Annotated in this window: 24 protein-coding genes and 3 pseudogenes; 23 read left to right on the forward strand and 4 right to left on the reverse strand. The window is 42.4% G+C overall.

Annotation, left to right across the window (positions count from 1 at the left end):
• The 16 genes and pseudogenes from secY to rpsI all read left to right on the forward strand — a co-directional run bounded on the left by secY (position 1) and on the right by rpsI (position 10,160).
• Entirely contained in the window at positions 1 to 1,293 is a 1,293-nt protein-coding gene (gene secY, locus M1D81_RS00835) for a preprotein translocase subunit SecY (protein WP_456265924.1), read from the forward strand.
• Between the two features lie 55 nt (positions 1,294 to 1,348).
• Positions 1,349 to 2,002, forward strand: a complete 654-nt coding sequence (locus tag M1D81_RS00840) for an adenylate kinase (protein WP_024425604.1) — start codon at positions 1,349 to 1,351, stop codon at positions 2,000 to 2,002.
• Entirely contained in the window at positions 1,999 to 2,745 is a 747-nt protein-coding gene (map, locus tag M1D81_RS00845) for a type I methionyl aminopeptidase (RefSeq protein ID WP_003217210.1), read from the forward strand. The genes M1D81_RS00840 and map overlap by 4 nt, the downstream gene beginning before the upstream one ends.
• A 45-nt stretch (positions 2,746 to 2,790) precedes the next feature.
• Positions 2,791 to 3,079 (forward strand): annotated as a pseudogene (locus M1D81_RS00850) (KOW domain-containing RNA-binding protein).
• Positions 3,057 to 3,275, forward strand: a complete 219-nt coding sequence (gene infA / locus M1D81_RS00855; RefSeq protein WP_003217190.1) for a translation initiation factor IF-1 — start codon at positions 3,057 to 3,059, stop codon at positions 3,273 to 3,275. The pseudogene M1D81_RS00850 and the gene infA overlap by 23 nt, the downstream one beginning before the upstream one ends.
• A gap of 31 nt (positions 3,276 to 3,306) precedes the next feature.
• Positions 3,307 to 3,420: a 50S ribosomal protein L36 gene (rpmJ, locus tag M1D81_RS00860; protein ID WP_003156543.1), complete on the forward strand. Its 114-nt coding sequence runs from the start codon at positions 3,307 to 3,309 to the stop codon at positions 3,418 to 3,420.
• Between the two features lie 21 nt (positions 3,421 to 3,441).
• Entirely contained in the window at positions 3,442 to 3,807 is a 366-nt protein-coding gene (gene rpsM, locus M1D81_RS00865; RefSeq protein WP_044333875.1) for a 30S ribosomal protein S13, read from the forward strand.
• 20 nt (positions 3,808 to 3,827) lie between these two features.
• Positions 3,828 to 4,223: a 30S ribosomal protein S11 gene (rpsK, locus tag M1D81_RS00870; protein ID WP_003217231.1), complete on the forward strand. Its 396-nt coding sequence runs from the start codon at positions 3,828 to 3,830 to the stop codon at positions 4,221 to 4,223.
• A 175-nt stretch (positions 4,224 to 4,398) separates the two neighbouring features.
• Positions 4,399 to 5,343, forward strand: a complete 945-nt coding sequence (locus M1D81_RS00875) for a DNA-directed RNA polymerase subunit alpha (RefSeq protein ID WP_003217009.1) — start codon at positions 4,399 to 4,401, stop codon at positions 5,341 to 5,343.
• Positions 5,344 to 5,418: 75 nt separating this feature from the next.
• The gene (gene rplQ / locus M1D81_RS00880; protein WP_003216944.1) at positions 5,419 to 5,781 is read left to right on the forward strand and encodes a 50S ribosomal protein L17; all 363 of its coding nucleotides are present in this window, start codon (positions 5,419 to 5,421) and stop codon (positions 5,779 to 5,781) included.
• 126 nt (positions 5,782 to 5,907) lie between these two features.
• On the forward strand, positions 5,908 to 6,750 hold the full coding sequence (locus M1D81_RS00885) for an energy-coupling factor ABC transporter ATP-binding protein (protein ID WP_024425605.1): 843 nt from the start codon (positions 5,908 to 5,910) through the stop codon (positions 6,748 to 6,750).
• Positions 6,726 to 7,595: an energy-coupling factor ABC transporter ATP-binding protein gene (locus M1D81_RS00890; RefSeq protein WP_456265923.1), complete on the forward strand. Its 870-nt coding sequence runs from the start codon at positions 6,726 to 6,728 to the stop codon at positions 7,593 to 7,595. The genes M1D81_RS00885 and M1D81_RS00890 overlap by 25 nt, the downstream gene beginning before the upstream one ends.
• A complete protein-coding gene (locus M1D81_RS00895; RefSeq protein ID WP_456265922.1) occupies positions 7,592 to 8,389 on the forward strand; it encodes an energy-coupling factor transporter transmembrane component T family protein in 798 nt (265 codons plus the stop codon). Before M1D81_RS00890 ends, M1D81_RS00895 begins: the two co-directional genes overlap by 4 nt.
• An 11-nt stretch (positions 8,390 to 8,400) precedes the next feature.
• The gene (gene truA, locus M1D81_RS00900; protein WP_075621303.1) at positions 8,401 to 9,144 is read left to right on the forward strand and encodes a tRNA pseudouridine(38-40) synthase TruA; all 744 of its coding nucleotides are present in this window, start codon (positions 8,401 to 8,403) and stop codon (positions 9,142 to 9,144) included.
• A 165-nt stretch (positions 9,145 to 9,309) separates the two neighbouring features.
• A complete protein-coding gene (rplM, locus tag M1D81_RS00905; protein ID WP_003217042.1) occupies positions 9,310 to 9,747 on the forward strand; it encodes a 50S ribosomal protein L13 in 438 nt (145 codons plus the stop codon).
• A gap of 20 nt (positions 9,748 to 9,767) precedes the next feature.
• Complete coding sequence (gene rpsI, locus M1D81_RS00910) at positions 9,768 to 10,160, forward strand: 30S ribosomal protein S9 (RefSeq protein WP_007496354.1); 393 nt, start codon at positions 9,768 to 9,770, stop codon at positions 10,158 to 10,160.
• A gap of 158 nt (positions 10,161 to 10,318) precedes the next feature.
• Here the strand turns inward: rpsI and M1D81_RS00915 are convergent.
• Positions 10,319 to 10,603 (reverse strand): annotated as a pseudogene (locus tag M1D81_RS00915) (GNAT family N-acetyltransferase); the annotation flags it as partial.
• A gap of 13 nt (positions 10,604 to 10,616) precedes the next feature.
• On the opposite strand from M1D81_RS00915, the pseudogene M1D81_RS00920 reads away from it, so the two are divergent.
• The 3 genes and pseudogenes from M1D81_RS00920 to M1D81_RS00930 form a co-directional block, all read left to right on the forward strand.
• Positions 10,617 to 10,838 (forward strand): annotated as a pseudogene (locus M1D81_RS00920) (GNAT family N-acetyltransferase); the annotation flags it as partial.
• A 252-nt stretch (positions 10,839 to 11,090) separates the two neighbouring features.
• Positions 11,091 to 11,501 carry a GNAT family N-acetyltransferase gene (locus M1D81_RS00925; protein WP_456267175.1) on the forward strand — a complete coding sequence of 137 codons (411 nt, stop codon included), beginning with the start codon at positions 11,091 to 11,093 and terminating at the stop codon, positions 11,499 to 11,501.
• Between the two features lie 109 nt (positions 11,502 to 11,610).
• Positions 11,611 to 11,994, forward strand: a complete 384-nt coding sequence (locus M1D81_RS00930) for a serine hydrolase (protein WP_456265921.1) — start codon at positions 11,611 to 11,613, stop codon at positions 11,992 to 11,994.
• A 234-nt stretch (positions 11,995 to 12,228) separates the two neighbouring features.
• Here the strand turns inward: M1D81_RS00930 and M1D81_RS00935 are convergent, their stop codons facing one another.
• Positions 12,229 to 12,798 carry a DUF4825 domain-containing protein gene (locus M1D81_RS00935; RefSeq protein WP_044333887.1) on the reverse strand — a complete coding sequence of 190 codons (570 nt, stop codon included), beginning with the start codon at positions 12,796 to 12,798 and terminating at the stop codon, positions 12,229 to 12,231.
• A gap of 152 nt (positions 12,799 to 12,950) precedes the next feature.
• Between M1D81_RS00935 and M1D81_RS00940 the strand changes: the two genes are divergently transcribed.
• The 3 genes from M1D81_RS00940 (at position 12,951) to M1D81_RS00950 (ending at position 15,328) form a co-directional block, all read left to right on the forward strand.
• Entirely contained in the window at positions 12,951 to 13,394 is a 444-nt protein-coding gene (locus M1D81_RS00940; RefSeq protein WP_044333888.1) for a DUF2521 family protein, read from the forward strand.
• A 58-nt stretch (positions 13,395 to 13,452) separates the two neighbouring features.
• Complete coding sequence (cwlD, locus tag M1D81_RS00945; protein ID WP_456265920.1) at positions 13,453 to 14,166, forward strand: N-acetylmuramoyl-L-alanine amidase CwlD; 714 nt, start codon at positions 13,453 to 13,455, stop codon at positions 14,164 to 14,166.
• 103 nt (positions 14,167 to 14,269) lie between these two features.
• Positions 14,270 to 15,328, forward strand: a complete 1,059-nt coding sequence (locus M1D81_RS00950; RefSeq protein ID WP_456265919.1) for a P-loop NTPase — start codon at positions 14,270 to 14,272, stop codon at positions 15,326 to 15,328.
• 37 nt (positions 15,329 to 15,365) lie between these two features.
• Here the strand turns inward: M1D81_RS00950 and gerD are convergent, their stop codons facing one another.
• Positions 15,366 to 15,953 (reverse strand): spore germination lipoprotein GerD, encoded by a 588-nt coding sequence (gerD, locus tag M1D81_RS00955; protein WP_025092243.1) that lies wholly within the window; start codon positions 15,951 to 15,953, stop codon positions 15,366 to 15,368.
• A 90-nt stretch (positions 15,954 to 16,043) separates the two neighbouring features.
• On the opposite strand from gerD, the gene kbaA reads away from it, so the two are divergent.
• Complete coding sequence (gene kbaA, locus M1D81_RS00960; RefSeq protein ID WP_456265918.1) at positions 16,044 to 16,646, forward strand: KinB-signaling pathway activation protein; 603 nt, start codon at positions 16,044 to 16,046, stop codon at positions 16,644 to 16,646.
• Here kbaA and pdaB read toward each other — a convergent pair.
• Complete coding sequence (gene pdaB, locus M1D81_RS00965) at positions 16,639 to 17,403, reverse strand: polysaccharide deacetylase family sporulation protein PdaB (protein WP_024425619.1); 765 nt, start codon at positions 17,401 to 17,403, stop codon at positions 16,639 to 16,641. The genes kbaA and pdaB overlap by 8 nt on opposite strands.
• Positions 17,404 to 17,673: the final 270 nt, after the last annotated feature.

Raw genomic sequence — 17,673 nt, forward strand, 5'->3', positions numbered from 1 at the left:
TTGTTTAAGACAATCTCCAATTTTATGCGCGTGAAAGATATACGGAATAAGATTATATTCACACTTTTAATGTTAGTCGTCTTTCGTATAGGTGCTTTCATCCCTGTGCCTAATGTGAACGCCGATGTTCTCCAGGCACAGGATCAAATGAGTGTTTTCGGCATCCTCAACACGTTTGGGGGCGGGGCACTTTTCCAATTCTCCATTCTTGCAATGGGGATTATGCCGTATATCACTGCTTCGATCATCATTCAGCTCTTGCAGATGGATGTTGTGCCGAAGTTTACTGAGTGGTCAAAGCAAGGAGAGGTTGGCCGCCGAAAATTAGCACAATTCACAAGGTATTTTACAATTGTTCTAGGATTTATCCAGGCGCTAGGAATGTCATATGGATTCAACAATATGGCAGGAGGCATGCTGATTGAAAACCCTGGTGTTTCAACGTATCTCTTAATTGCGGTCGTACTCACTGCGGGAACAGCATTTTTAATGTGGCTGGGTGAGCAGATTACTGCTCACGGTGTTGGTAATGGTATTTCGATTATTATCTTTGCCGGTATCGTCGCTGGTATCCCTCAAACAATAAAACAAGTGTACGCTCAACAATTTGTAGGTGGAGATGGACAGCTGTTCATGCAAATCCTTAAAATTGCCCTTATTGTCATTGCCATTCTTGTCATTGTTATCGGTGTTATTTACATTCAAATGGCAGTGAGAAAGATTGCAATTCAATATTCAAAAGGAACTGGCCGTGCACAAATGTCTGCTAGTCAAGCAACGCACCTTCCATTGAAAGTGAATCCAGCAGGGGTGATTCCAGTCATCTTTGCCGTTTCTTTCATTATTACTCCGCAGACGATTGCATCGTTCTTCGGAACCAATAATGTGACAACTTGGATAACCAACAACTTTGACTATACTAAACCAATCGGTATGACGATTTATGTAGCACTGATTGTTGCTTTCACATATTTTTATGCCTTTGTCCAAGTCAATCCTGAACAAATGGCTGAAAATCTGCAAAAGCAGGGTGGCTATATCCCGGGAGTTCGTCCAGGGAAAATGACTCAAGATAGAATTACGAGCATTTTGTACCGACTCACGTTTGTGGGCGCCATTTTCTTAGCCGTGATTTCAATACTTCCTATCTTTTTCATTCAATTCGCTGGATTACCTTCCGCTGCACAAATTGGCGGCACAAGTCTCCTCATTGTTGTAGGTGTTGCACTTGAAACAATGAAACAGCTTGAAAGCCAATTAGTGAAACGAAATTACCGTGGATTTATGAAATAAAACAGAGGGCTGGGCAGCTGCCCAACCTCTCTAAGTAAGGAAGGGGAAATCCGAAATGAACTTAGTCTTAATGGGGCTTCCGGGTGCTGGTAAAGGCACTCAGGCAGAACGAATTGTTGATGATTATGGGATCCCTCACATCTCAACAGGAGATATGTTCCGCGCTGCTATGAAAGAGGAGACACAACTTGGGCTCGAAGCAAAATCCTTTATCGATAAAGGAGAGCTTGTTCCTGATGAGGTCACAATCGGTATTGTTAGAGAAAGACTTGGCAAAAATGATTGTGAACAAGGTTTTCTTCTGGACGGATTTCCGCGAACAGTCGCTCAGGCTGAAGCTTTAGAAGAAATTCTAAAGGACCTTGGCAGAACGATTGATTATGTCATTAATATTAAAGTCGATAAAGATGCTTTGATGGAGCGTCTGACTGGCCGAAGAATTTGCAAAAATTGCGGAGCAACATATCATTTAGTATTCAATCCACCTGCGAAAGAAAATGTTTGCGACAAGTGTGGAGGCGAGCTTTATCAACGTGCAGATGATAATGCAGAAACCGTTTCGACTAGACTTGAAGTAAACTTAAAGCAGACTGAACCTTTACTGAACTTCTATTCAGAAAAAGGATATCTTGCAAACATTGATGGTGCGAAGCACATTAACGATGTATATGCAGATATCAAGGACCTGCTTGGAGGATTAAATAAATGATTATCTGTAAAACTCCTCGCGAGCTTGAGATTATGAGAGAAGCTGGACGTATTGTCGCACTGACTCATGAAGAGCTGAAGAAACACATAAAACCAGGTATTTCGACAAAAGAATTGGATCAAATTGCCGAACGTTTTATTACAAAGCAGGGTGCAATCCCATCTTTTAAAGGGTATAATGGTTTTCGCGGGAGCATTTGCGTTTCGGTGAATGAAGAACTCGTTCACGGTATTCCTGGTAAACGGGTTTTACGTGATGGTGACATCATTAGTATCGATATTGGCGCAAAGTTAAATGGCTATCATGGTGACTCTGCTTGGACTTATCCAGTTGGGGTAATCAGTGATGAAGACCGCAAACTACTGGAAGTCACAGAGGAATCTCTATATAAAGGCTTACAGGAAGCAAAGCCAGGCGAACGTCTGTCGAACATTTCCCATGCCATACAAACGTATGTTGAAAATGAGAATTTTTCAGTTGTTAGAGAATATGTTGGACATGGGGTCGGACAGGATCTTCATGAGGACCCTCAAATTCCTCATTATGGTCCGCCCAACAAAGGCCCGCGGCTAAAACCTGGGATGGTGTTGGCCATCGAACCGATGGTGAACGCAGGCAGCCGATATGTGAAAACATTGGCTGATAACTGGACGGTTGTAACGGTTGATGGGAAAAAGTGTGCTCATTTTGAGCATACGATTGCGATTACAGATACAGGTTTTGATATACTGACTAAGATTTAGGTCTTCACTGAAGCCTTTCAGGCCCAAAGCGGGCAGGTTGTCTGTATAGTCCAAAGAAAGAACAAGATCAGTATACAGGTGTCATCGGCATGTTCGTTGGCTGCCATGTACTAATCGCAGACGGAGAAAAGCGTAAATTTCATTCTCCTAAGAAAAAATATCAATCATATAACCTTTTATGATTGCGTATCTCCGGAAGTTCAGAACAGTATATTCAAAACAGGTCGGGTGATAGATGAACAATTGAGAGATTCTCATTTGGACATTTGTCAGAGAGCAAGTTACTGATTTGAAGAAGGGAGAACACTTGAATGGCGAAAGACGATGTAATTGAAGTGGAAGGTACTGTAGCAGAAACTTTGCCAAACGCAATGTTCAAAGTTGAACTAGAGAATGGTCATACAGTTTTGGCTCATGTATCTGGAAAAATCCGTATGCACTTCATTCGCATTTTACCTGGAGACAAAGTTACGGTAGAATTATCTCCATATGACTTAACTCGTGGTAGAATTACGTACCGTTACAAATAAAGCAACTCCGGAAGAAGGAGGTTGGAAACACATGAAAGTGAGACCATCTGTTAAACCTATCTGTGAAAAATGTAAAGTGATTCGCAGAAAAGGAAAAGTAATGGTGATCTGTGAAAACCCAAAACATAAACAAAAACAAGGCTAATAACAAGGAGGTGCCCAAATCATGGCTCGTATTGCTGGTGTAGATATTCCACGTGATAAGCGTGTTGTCATTTCTTTAACATATGTTTTTGGAATTGGTCGTACAACTGCGCAACAAATCCTTAAAGAAGCAGGTGTTTCTGAAGACACTCGCGTTCGCGATCTAACTGAAGACGAACTTGGTAAAATCCGTGATATCATTGACAAACTTAAAGTAGAAGGTGACCTTCGTCGTGAAGTTTCACTTAACATTAAGCGTCTAATTGAAATCGGAAGCTACCGCGGAATCCGTCATCGTAGAGGACTTCCTGTTCGTGGACAAAACACAAAAAACAACGCGCGTACTCGTAAAGGTCCGCGTCGTACTGTAGCTAACAAGAAAAAATAAGTAAAGGAGGTAGTTAAAGAATGGCTGCTGCTCGTAAACAAAATACGCGTAAACGTCGCGTGAAAAAGAATATTGAAGCTGGAATCGCTCATATCCGTTCCACTTTCAACAACACGATTGTAACGATTACTGATGTTCATGGAAACGCAATTTCTTGGTCAAGTGCTGGTGCATTAGGATTCAGAGGTTCTCGTAAATCTACTCCTTTCGCTGCACAAATGGCTGCTGAAACAGCTGCTAAAGGTTCTATCGAACACGGTCTTAAAACACTTGAAGTAACTGTTAAAGGTCCTGGTTCTGGTCGTGAAGCTGCAATTCGTGCGCTTCAAGCTGCAGGTCTTGAAGTTACTGCAATTAGAGACGTAACTCCAGTTCCTCATAACGGATGCCGTCCACCAAAACGTCGCCGCGTGTAATTTGTTTGTATAGATTTTGTGTCCCTGTCAATAATGGGTTATGATACAGTTATTTATGAGACGAATACACGACTCGTTGCCTGAGCACATACGGGACTAAACAATGAGGAATTTCGGATGGAATCTCATATGATTCTATTCGAGGTTTCGACGTTTTGAAGGAGGGTTTTATTAGATGATCGAAATTGAAAAACCAAAAATCGAAACGGTTGAAATCAGCGACGATGCCAAGTATGGCAAGTTTGTCGTAGAGCCACTTGAGCGTGGATATGGTACCACTTTAGGGAACTCCCTTCGTCGTATCCTTTTATCCTCACTTCCTGGTGCAGCTGTAACATCGATCCAGATAGATGGTGTCTTACACGAATTCTCAACGATCGAAGGCGTGGTTGAAGATGTTACAACGATTATCTTAAACATTAAAAAGCTTGCACTCAAAATCTACTCTGAAGAAGAGAAGACGCTTGAAATTGATGTACAAGATGAAGGTACTGTAACAGCTGCTGATATTACACACGACAGCGATATTGAAATCTTAAATCCAGATCTTCACATCGCAACTCTTGGCAAGAATGCGAGCTTCCGTGTTCGCTTAACTGCACAAAGAGGTCGCGGGTATAATCCTGCTGATGCAAACAAAAGAGACGATCAGCCAATCGGTGTGATTCCGATCGACTCAATCTATACACCTGTATCTCGTGTGACTTATCAAGTGGAGAACACCCGTGTTGGGCAAATCACAAACTATGATAAATTAACACTAGATGTATGGACTGATGGAAGCACAGGACCGAAAGAAGCGATCGCTCTAGGTTCTAAGATTTTAACTGAACACCTGAATATTTTCGTTGGATTAACTGACGAAGCTCAGCATGCTGAAATCATGGTTGAGAAAGAAGAAGACCAAAAAGAAAAAGTGCTTGAAATGACAATTGAAGAGCTTGATCTTTCTGTTCGTTCTTACAACTGTTTGAAGCGTGCGGGTATTAACACTGTTCAAGAGCTTGCTAACAAGACAGAAGAGGATATGATGAAAGTTCGTAACCTTGGACGTAAATCTCTTGAAGAAGTGAAAGCGAAACTAGAAGAACTTGGACTGGGTCTTCGTAAAGACGATTGACTAGTTTCATTGTGAACTAGGATTTTCGTGTGTTTTTTATTCATACAGCATCTCTAATTAAGGAGGGGACATCACATGGCATACAGAAAGCTAGGACGCACTAGTGCACAACGTAAAGCAATGCTTCGTGACCTAACGACTGATTTGATCATCAACGAACGCATCGAAACAACTGAAACACGTGCGAAAGAACTTCGCTCTGTAGTTGAAAAAATGATCACTCTTGGCAAACGCGGAGATCTTCATGCTCGCCGTCAAGCTGCAGCTTACATTCGTAATGAAGTAGCTAACGCTGAAACAAACCAAGATGCACTTCAAAAATTATTCGCTGACGTTGCAACTCGCTACGAAGATCGCCAAGGTGGATACACTCGTATCATGAAGCTTGGACCTCGTCGCGGCGATGGCGCACCAATGGCTGTCATTGAATTAGTTTAATCACATATCGTGTATCTAAGAAAGGGCGGGACAGTTCATAACTGGATCTATGCCCTTTTTTAGGTACTACGGCTTTTTTTAGGAATAAGCAAAGAAGAGGTTGAGCTGAGAGGAGGTCCGGTAGAGATGGGGAAGACATTAATTGACGTAAAGGACATTGTATTTCGTTATCACAAGGACGCGGACAAGCCCGCTTTAGATCAAGTGTCACTGCATGTGAATCAAAATGAATGGCTCGCCATTGTTGGTCATAACGGTTCAGGTAAATCCACACTTGCCCGTGTGCTGAATGGGCTCATTTTACCGGATGCTGGTACGGTCAAGGTTGGAGAGATTGAGCTCAAAGAAGAAAGTGTTTGGGATATTCGCAGAAAGGTCGGAATGGTCTTTCAAAACCCAGATAACCAATTTGTGGGCTCAACAGTTCGTGATGATGTGGCTTTTGGTTTAGAAAATAACGGGGTTGAGCGGGAATTGATGATAGAACGTGTAGATTGGGCTGTCAAACAGGTCAATATGCAGGAGTTTCTTGATCAAGAGCCGCACCATCTATCAGGCGGGCAGAAGCAGAGAGTCGCTATTGCAGGTGTGCTTGCCGCAAGCCCTGACATCATGATCTTGGATGAAGCAACATCAATGCTAGATCCGATTGGCCGTGAAGAAGTGTTAGAGACTGTTAGACTTCTGAAGGAACAAGGTACAGTCACAGTCATTTCCATCACACATGATTTAGACGAGGCTGCCAAGGCAGACCGCGTCATTGTGATGAATGGCGGGAAGAAATTTGCCGAGGGAACGCCAGAGGAAGTATTTGAACTAGATGAACAGCTGGTTCAGATTGGACTTGATCTGCCATTCTCTTATCGATTGAGCAAGCAATTGAAGCAGCAAGGTGTGCCGCTTGCAAATGCCCATTTGACACAAGAAGGATTGGTGAAAGAGCTATGGACATTACGATCAAAGAATTAGAGCATCGTTATCAAATGAAAACGCCGTTTGAGCGTCTCGCTTTGTATGATGTCAATGCTTCCATCAAAGAGGGCAGCTATGTCGCTGTCATTGGTCATACGGGCTCTGGCAAGTCTACATTGCTGCAGCATTTAAATGGATTGCTCAAACCAACGAAGGGGAGCATTGCGCTTGGAGAGACCATTTTACAAGCCAATAAAAAGCAGAAGGATATGAAACCCCTCCGGAAAAAGGTAGGCATCGTGTTTCAGTTTCCTGAGCATCAGCTCTTTGAGGAAACCATTCTCAAGGATATCTGCTTTGGTCCAATGAACTTCGGTGTTCCTCAATTAAAGGCAGAAGCGAAGGCGAAAGAGATGCTGAAACTGGTTGGTCTTCCTGAATCCCTATTATCTCGATCTCCCTTTGAACTAAGCGGCGGGCAAATGAGACGTGTGGCGATTGCAGGCGTTTTAGCGATGGAGCCAGAAGTGCTTGTGCTTGATGAGCCGACTGCTGGGCTGGATCCACGCGGGCGGAAGGAAATTATGGACATGTTCTATGACCTTCATCAAAAGGCAAACCTCACCACGATCCTGGTCACACACAGTATGGAGGATGCCGCTCATTATGCGGATCAAATGATTGTGATGCATAAAGGAACAGTGAAGGCAACAGGCACGCCGAGAGAGTTGTTTGCCAATCGTACAGACATGTCTTCGTTTGGTCTCGACCTCCCAGAAACGATTAAATTCCAACAGACTGTAGAAGAAAATCTTGGTATTACGTTTCCAAGGCCGCTTCTGACCATGGATGAAATGGCAGAAGCCTTAACAGCTCTTTATCAGGAGGACACGACATCATGATGGATAGTATGATTATCGGCAAATATGTGCCAGGTTCATCCTTTGTCCATCGTCTTGATCCAAGGACAAAGCTGTTATCAATTTTCTTTTTTGTCTTTATCGTCTTTTTTGCTAATAATTACATCACTTACGCGCTTTTAGGTGTCTTTACCATCCTTGTGGTGATGGTTTCTCAGGTGCCGCTATACTTTATTCTCAAGGGAATGAAGCCGATCCTATGGATTGTCCTGTTTACCTTTATTCTGCATATTTTCATGACAAAGGATGGCGCCTTGCTATTCCACTTTGGTTTTCTGAATATTTATGAAGAAGGTCTAAAGCAGGGGATCTTCATTTCACTCCGTTTTGTCTATCTCATCATGATGACGACACTTCTTACGTTAACGACAACGCCTATAGAAGTGACAGACGGGATGGAGAAGCTTCTGCACCCATTCCGTAAAATCAAACTGCCTGTTCATGAGCTTGCTCTCATGATGTCCATCTCTCTTCGGTTTATTCCGACGTTACTAGAAGAGACGGACAAAATCATGAAGGCACAAATGGCACGAGGCGTTGATTTTACAAGCGGACCTTTAAAGGATCGCTTGAAAGCTATTGTTCCTTTGCTTGTTCCGCTTTTCGTCAGTGCGTTTAAGCGTGCAGAGGAATTGGCTACCGCTATGGAAGCGAGGGGCTACCGCGGGGGAGAAGGACGGACGAAATACCGTCAGCTTGTCTGGGGTATGAAGGACACGTTCACGCTGCTTCTATTCATCCTGTTAACAGCACTCCTTGTGCTGCTTAGAAATTAGGTGATTCCTAGATGAAGGTCAAATGTACCGTATCCTACGATGGGACACATTTTAAAGGCTATCAGGTGCAGCCAGGGCAGCGAACTGTTCAGACAGAGATAGAGTCTGCCCTTGCAAGAATGCACAAACAGGATGAACTGATTCCGATTGTGGCTTCCGGCCGGACAGACAGCGGTGTCCATGCAAAGGGACAGGTCATCCATTTTGACACCCCGCTCTCGATCCCGATGGAGAGATGGCCTTTTGCCCTCAACAGCCTGCTGCCGGATGATATCCGTGTTCTAAAGGCTGAGGAGGTCGATGACTCGTTTCATGCCAGATTTGGTGTTGTTTCGAAGGAGTACCGTTATAAGGTCTCGACGGAAACGCACCAAAATGTATTCACGAGACAGTATGCCTGCCACTATCCTTACCGGCTGGATATCGATAAAATGAGAAAAGCCGCTGAGCACCTGATTGGGACACATGACTTTACAAGCTTTTGTGCGGCCAATACAGAGGTTCAGGACAAGGTGAGGGATATTTATGCCCTCGAGTGGAAAAACGTCTCAGACGGGCTTGAAATGCGTGTGAGAGGGAATGGTTTTTTATACAACATGGTGCGGATTATCGCTGGAACATTGCTTGAAATCGGTTCTGGTAAATTTCACCCTGAGGAGATAAAAGCCATGCTTGCCGCCCGAAATCGCGAAGCGGCAGGCAAGACTGCGCCTAGTCACGGACTGTATTTATGGGAAGTTTTCTATGACAACTAAACCAGGTGTAACATGTTCTTGACACAGGAAGCAGAAAGTTATAAGATATCATATGGTATGTATTTCAACCCCACAAATAAGCCCCGGAAGACTTATCTGTGTTTTGAAATAGAACGTAGCATTTGATTCAAGGAAAATTCATTGATTTATTTAGGAGGGAAACTCATGCGTACAACACCAATGGCGAACGCAAGCACAATTGAGCGCAAATGGCTAGTTGTTGATGCGGCAGGCAAGACTCTAGGTCGTCTTTCTACTGAAGTAGCATCACTTTTGCGCGGTAAGCACAAACCAACTTATACACCACACGTTGATACAGGTGATCATGTGATCATCATCAATGCTGAGAAAATCGAATTAACTGGTAAGAAATTGACGGACAAAATTTACTACCGTCACACGATGCACCCAGGTGGTTTGAAACAAAGAACTGCTCTTGAGATGCGTACAAACTACCCTGAAAAAATGTTGGAGCTTGCTATCAAAGGTATGCTTCCAAAGGGTCCACTAGGTCGTCAAATGTTCAAAAAATTAAATGTGTACCGTGGTTCTGAGCATCCACATCAAGCACAACAACCTGAAGTTTACGAACTTCGCGGTTAATTATAAGGGAGGTTAACAATTTGGCACAGGTTCAATATTACGGTACAGGTCGTCGTAAAAGTTCTGTAGCGCGCGTTCGCTTAGTTCCAGGTGAAGGCCGTATCGTCGTTAATAATCGTGAAATTACTGAATACATTCCATTCGCTGCTTTAATCGAAGACGTGAAACAGCCTTTGAACATCACAGAAACAGCTAACAGCTACGATGTTCTTGTAAATGTTCACGGTGGTGGATTCTCTGGTCAAGCTGGAGCAATTCGTCACGGTATCTCTCGTGCTCTTCTAGAAGTAGATCCTGAGTACCGTACACCACTTAAACGTGCTGGACTTCTTACTCGTGACTCTCGTATGAAAGAGCGTAAGAAATACGGTCTTAAAGGCGCGCGTAGAGCTCCACAGTTCTCGAAGCGTTAATTTTACAAAGGTTTGTTACAGACAAACCATATATGAAAAGCATCAGCATCCTGCTGGTGCTTTTTTTCTGTTTGGAAACATATAAAATAGGATCATAGCAAGGTTTCTGTTTAAAAAACGAAGTCTATGGGGGGTGTCATATGAATCTAACAACAGACCGCTTCTGATGCATAGCCCTTGTTTTGATAGGCAGGATTGAAAACCCAGCCAATCTCATATGTGTGTTCACCAAAGTAAGGATGAAACACGATATGCCCAATGCAAATCTGATCTTCTTTTAATAGAACAGCAAAATTCTTGGCTGTTTTAAGACGATTATTTTTAACAAATTCTTGCGCATTTTCTTTAGAAAAAACACCTTCCGGAATATACTTCATCACTTCCGGATCAGAGGTATATGTATAGACATCCTGCCAATCATCTTCAGCAAATGATCGAACGATACACCTTTCTTATGCTGTCCTGTATCATGGTTTTCACACACTGAACTTACATCGGATTATTGCCACTTGTCAGTCTGAAAATGTGCCATCGTGGAGAGTGATGGAGAAAATGGGGATGAGGAGAGAGGGGTATTTTAAAAAATGTATACCACAAGGAAATGAGTGGTGGGATGAGTTTTACTATGCCATCTTACAAGAGGAATGGTTCGGAAGAGGGCTTGATAAGTTTTCATGATATGAAGTAATTCGTCATTTCAAATATCCCTTCGCTTTCGATGTTGATATAATCAGATCAAATAAGCAGAGGGACTTCGCCAGAGGATCTTTGAGAAAAAGCAGCTGATCAAATTTTTATATGAGAACGCTCTTAACTGGTATTTTGGCAAGTGAAGATAGTTTCCGTCCATCCTAGGAGGTGCTTTCATTGAATTTAAATCAATTGACATGTAGAGAAGCTGTGCAAGAAGACCTCGACAAAATCATCTTCATGCTTTCAGATGATAAGTTAGGTCAAAAGAGAGAGCGTTACACTCGCCCATTATTAGAAAGTTATATCAAAGCCTTTCGTTCAATCGATGCTGATCCAAATATTGAACTCATTGTTGCGTGTGACCAGGAAGAAGCAGTTGGTGTTCTTCAGTTAACCATGACGCCATTTCTTACACATCAAGGAGGATGGAGAGCATCCATCGAAGGAGTTCGTACGGCTTCAACCCATAGAGGAAAAGGAGTCGGCTCGCTGCTTATAAAGTGGGCCATTCAACGCGCAAGCGGCCGCGGCTGTCATATGATTCAGCTGACAACAGATAAACAGAGGCCAGAAGCACGACATTTTTATGAGAAATTAGGGTTTGAAGCCACTCATGAAGGAATGAAGCTGCATTTGCCCCATGAATAAGGACATCAAGAAGCGGAGGATTCACGTACCTCTACCTTTTTTGTTCCTTTATTTAGAAATATTTACTATATTTAATATGTAAATCCTCTGTTATTTGGAAAGGAGAAACATGTTACTCAAAGTCGGTCTAGTTGTCATAGGTGTGGTCATACTTTACGTGGTGGTTCAAGTCTTGCTGTATAAAAGAGATATGAAGAAAACGAAGGAAGATCTTTTGACATTTGTCGCAAAAAACAAAAAGGACGTTTCAGTGACAATCATTGAAAATGATAATGTGGTGTTAGAATGGAATGCTGATCAAAAAACGCCACTTGCAAGTACGGTGAAATTAGTGGTTTTATTTCATTTTGTTAAAGCTGTATCGAGCGGCGGCATCAAGCTGGAGGAAAAAGTGGCATTGTCTGATATAGAGCGGTTTTATATTGATAGAACAGACGTTGGTGCGCACGCGTACGGCTGGAGGTCAATGATTTTTCTGAGCATGCGACTTTAACATCAAAAAACAGAGGGGAACACCCCTCTGTTCAGCGTGTAGACAAACCCTCGCATTCTTTGTCAGTCCTGCGCGCTGGTGCTCACGAATGTCAAATTCGCTCCGCGCCAGTGCTCGTCCTTCCTAGACTGCAAAGGTTTTCTATCACGCTGAAAAGAAGACAAAGAGCTAAAATAAAAATCATTTTAGCCCTTTGTCAACAATCTGAACAGAAGGAAACACCCCTCTGTTTTATTATTTCTGCATTGGAAACGCTTTGTAGACATCTTGGCGTTTCTTTTTTGACTTCACAACTCCATCAACCAGTTCCTTTTGCCAAAGCGCTGTATCGTCTTTGTACTTTTTAAAAGGGTGAGGGAGCTCTTTTTCTAGCTGTTTTCTTTTAAACGTGACGGACGGCTCGTCTTTAGAGCTCATGTTAAGTGTCACTTGCTCTACGTTATCGACAAGAATAAAAAGTGCGATGGCGTTGTATAAATACGTTTTTTCGATCGTATCCTTTTGATCAAACCAGAAGGCGTCAAACTGTTCTTCTGTATAGCCGGCATTTTCTTTTACTCCATACGTGACGTCTAATGCTTTCCCATCGATGATTTCAAATTCACGTATTACGCCTCCAGGAAGATCTGATAAGATTTCACGAATGGCTGAATTGTCACCGAGATACGTGTTTTTGTGTGTTGAAAGTTGTTTTAAGGATATGTCTTCTATTCCTTTTATATCGCTCTTTTTCTCTGTGGCTTGACTGCTGCATGCAGATAAGACGACTGTTAATAGCAGCAGGATATACATCCATTTCTTCATTGATTTTGCCCCTTTATTGTTCTTTCTATATGTAAATGTCTATTTTATCACAATTTTCCATTCCGATCGTTCACAATCCGTCATTTCCATTTACTGAACTGCATGTTTTGTTCAAACCAACGAACAATACAAAGAAAAAAGGAGTTCAGTCCATGGCAGAAGTGCTTTCATTTTATCAATTGAAAACAAAACGAGATGTCACGCTTGAAAAGAAGCTTTTGCGTACATTGTCTCTTCAACAAGTAACGGCCGCTTCTGAAAAATTCACAAAGAAGCTGTTTCCATTTGCAGATGATCCAGCTGGGATAATGAGTGATGGCTGCATCGATTTCGCCATTGAAGCTTTTTTAGCTGGCGGGAGATACGGTGAGTCGAGTAAATACGGGGAATCGTTCGACGATATCAAAAAGCGGTCCTCCCAGGAGGAAGCTGAGCTGATTGAAGAGCTCGCAGGATGCTTGCAATCGTGGGGAAATATGTTCCGTATGGAGCGGAAGATGTCATGTTTATATCCATTTGCGAAGGATTTTTTAAGCATGTGGTGGCAGGAAGGCTTTCGTGAATCAGAAAAAAGACACAAGCTTCGGCTGCACTAAGCATATTTCCAGCCCTTGTCCCATATCTATAAAATAATGGTGTATGGGAGGGACAGGGATGAAAAGAAAGCTGAAGTGGACAGGGTTTTTAATTGGGTTTATTGTCCTCTTATTCTTATTCAGGTTTCAATTTCTAAATGATGATTCATGGAAATCGTGGAATTTGCCTCTAAGCGGGAAGATCATCTATTTGGATCCGGGTCACGGCGGTCCAGATGGCGGGGCTGTGGGAGGAGAGCTGCTTGAGAAAGAGATTGCACTGGATGTGTCCAAGAAGATACGTGACTATTTGCAGGAGCAGGGAGCACTTGTTCTCATGACCCGAGAGGATGATTCTGATTTATCATCAAAGAATACAAAGGGTTATGCCCGGAAGAAAGCGGAGGATTTAAGGAACCGCGTTAAAGTTATCAATGAATCTGAAGCAGACCTCTATTTAAGCATTCATTTAAATGCGATACCATCCAACAAATGGAGCGGGGCGCAGACGTTTTTTTACGGAAAGTATGAAGAGAATGAAAAAGCAGCGAAGTTCATTCAAGATGAATTGCGCAGGAATCTTGAAAACACAGATCGAAAGGCGAAGCGTATCAACGGCATTTATTTAATGCAAAATGTCACAAAGCCAGGAGCTCTTGTGGAAATTGGATTTCTCTCCAACCCGAAAGAGGCTGGCCAGCTGGCAACACCTAAATATCAGGATCAAATTGCTGCCTCTATTTATAAAGGGATTTTAAGATATTTAACAGAGCAAAAAGAGCCGCCTGAATAAGGGGCTTTTTCCTTTTGATCGCAGGCAAACAGGACAGACATTGTAAGGATATGTATGATATACTTGGATTGTAAACGAATTCAATAAAGGGTGAGGTTCTGCTATGATCGGACAAGATGATGTGAGAAAACTAGTTGGGAAGATGGACGAACCTTTCCTTCATATACCGCTTGGTGAGCTGGATGCCATCAAGGAAATCAGCCTAAAGCCTGAGAAAGAGCATGTGAGCCTAAAGGTGGCTATTGCAAAAACAGGCACTGCTGAGCAGATGAAGCTGCAGCAAGACATTGTACAAGCCTTGAAAGCAGCTGGCGCTAACACAGTAGGACTTCGTTTTGAGGAACTTCCTCAGGAAACACTTGAAAAGTTTATGCCATCACAAGATGAGGAAGAAACCCTGCTTAACTCTAAAAATCCGCCTGAGTTCTTAGCGATTGCGAGTGGAAAGGGCGGCGTTGGTAAATCGACGGTTTCTGTTAACCTTGCTGTAGCGCTCGCTCGTCTAGGGAAAAAAGTCGGGCTGATTGATGCTGATATTTATGGCTTTAGCGTACCGGATATGATGGGAATCACTGTCAGACCAACAGTTAAAGGGGAAAAAATTATTCCTGTGGAGCGCTTTGGTGTTAAAGTGATTTCAATGGGCTTTTTTGTTGAAGAAAATGCACCGGTTATTTGGAGAGGACCGATGCTTGGAAAAATGTTAAATAACTTCTTCCACGAAGTTGAGTGGGGAGAATTAGATTACTTACTATTAGACCTTCCGCCTGGAACGGGAGATGTGGCGCTTGATATTCATACAATGCTGCCTAGCTGTAAAGAAATCATTGTCACTACACCGCATCCAACGGCTGCCTTCGTTGCAGCAAGAGCAGGCGCAATGGCACTGCAAACAGATCATGACGTGCTCGGGGTCGTTGAGAATATGAGTTATTATGAAAGCAAAAAAACAGGTGAAAAGGAATACGTCTTTGGAAAAGGGGGCGGGGACAAGCTGGCTGAAGAGCTGCGTGTATCTGTTCTTGGCCAAATTCCTTTAGGGCAGCCTGATTGGAATGAGGATGATTTCGCGCCTTCTGTCTATGATGCAAGCCATCCGACAGGTGAAGTGTATCAACACATTGCGAATAAAGTCATTGAACAATTAGCAGTGAAAGCATAATGAAAGCCCGAGTGGATGAATGCCACTCGGGTGATGTTTAACTGTCGCTTCCTTCGCTGCCTTGCGATCCGGAATCACTGCTGCTTTCAGATGCTGCCTTTTTGAGCTCATCTTCGAATTTCTTCTTATAAAGAGGGCTGCTCAATGTTTCCGTAATGACTTTTTCTAAGTGCTTTCTAAACTCTTTGCTTTTTACAAGTTCACCGTATTTCTTTTCCATCTCAGGATCCTTGAGAATATCCATCATCAGCTGTTGATAGTCAGGATCCTTCATTAATTGTTTTAGCATTCTTTCATGCTGTTGCTGCATGGATTTTGCGAAAGTCTCGGCAAATTTAGAATCCTCAAAGACCTTCTTCCAGAACTCTTTGCCTTTATCAGAAGTCAGTGTTTTCTCTATCGTTTTTTTCACAGTTTGTTCATCCATTACCAAAGCTTCATTCATTGCCTCGTCATTTAATAACTGTTGAATGGCCTTTTTACCGTCATCTGTCTTTAATATATCGACGACCATTTTTTTTGTTTCGTCATAGTCCATATTAGATGAGGATTGGGTTTTGGGAGCACAAGCTGTTAGAGATAAAAGAAGAAAACAGCTCATTATACGCAAGATGCCTTTTGACATACTGTGGCTCCTTTCGTTACATGTCTTACTTTTAATATGAATGTTTCACGTAAATTTATACATAACAAAAATAGGGGATGGATCAATTCAATGAAAAGTCGGGATTTAGTTCGTTTTTTCTTCTCTGTGCTAGCTGTTGGAGCGGTCATTACAAGCGTGGTAGGCTTTGCGCTGGAGTGGGGGGAATATCAGAAGCTTTTTATATCATTTGAAATTCTAGAGATCGCATCTGTGTTGTTTTGGTTCATTGGTGTAGGGATGATCTTTAGTGTCATTAGCCAGATGGGGTTTGTTGTCTTCTTGACGGTGCACCGGTTTGCGTTAGAGATTTTCCGGTCACATTCTTTATGGAATACCATTCAGCTGTTTCTTGTGATTTTTGTGCTGTTTGATTTAGCTTACTTGCGATTTTTGTTTTTCGGAGAAAATGAATCATTTCTTCCATACTTATGGCTGCCTTTATTTATCGGTGTGTTTGCATTGATCGTGGCTTACTTTAAACAGCAGCAGTCCTCTAAGAAAACATTTGTTTCTGCAATGTTTCTCATGGTCGTCATCACGTCGTTAGAATGGTTCCCGGCGCTCAGAGTCAACGAAGAGGACTGGCTGTATTTAATGCTATTCCCGCTATTAGGCTGTAATGCGTTTCAGCTGTTAACGATGCCGCGGTTTTCAAAAGCGAAAGCTACTTAACTTCCGATGACTTTGTTTTCGTATTGGAGATCAGTTCGCCAACCGTCACATTTTTTAAATGCTTTTCTTTTATTTGTTTCAAAATAGCGGGTAAGGCTTGCGCGGTTTGGGTTGCTGAATCTGAGGCGTGAAGGAGAACAATGTCTCCGCTTTTCATTCGATCATTTACATTCTGAACAATCTGGTCGACACCCGGATTCAGCCAATCCTGTGAATTGATGCTGTAATGAACAACGGTATAACCGTACTGTGTGGCAATTTTTAGTGCTGTTTCGTTAAACTGTCCAGTTGGCGGTCTTAATAGTTGAATGTCATCTAGTCCAAGCTTTTGAAATGTATTTTGTGCACGGACAAGATCTTGCTTGATCTCACTATCTTCAAGCTGGCTATAATTTTTATAAGCATAGCCGAGGCTTCCGATCTGGTGGCCGTCCTCCCTAATTTGTTTCACGATATCAGGATGACGCTCAGCCCAAGAAGCAGACAGAAAGAAAGTGGCGTTCTTTATACCGTACTCTCGAAGGACATTTAAAATAGGAACAGCCTTCTCATCCCCCCAGCCTATATTAAAAGTGAGAGAGACATGTTTTGATGAAGTCTCGCCTTTATAAATGGCTCGGGGTCCATGTTCAGTTTTAAATACCGACAGCGGCGGTGCCTTTTGTACATAAAAAAAGGTTGCAGCTGCAAGGGCTGCTACAAGAATAATGACAACTTGCTTCAGCCGTTTAATAGGCAACACATATAATCGACTCAATTCAAACACTCCTGCCTTGTCCAAGATTGTTACTTGATTGTATGCAGGACAAGGGTTTAAGATGCTTAATAAAACTATTTCAAAAAAAGTTTTGAAAAGACGTTGACCAAAAGAATGTTTTCGTGATATATTATTAATCGTCGCTGACACACAGTGACAAACACAAAACGCTTCGGGAAATAAACTTGAAAAAAGTTGTTGACATAAGATGAAGCGAAATGTTATATTATTAAAGCCGCTAAGAACGGCGAAGATGATCTTTGAAAACTA

Source organism: Bacillus sp. JZ105 (assembly GCF_053903125.1).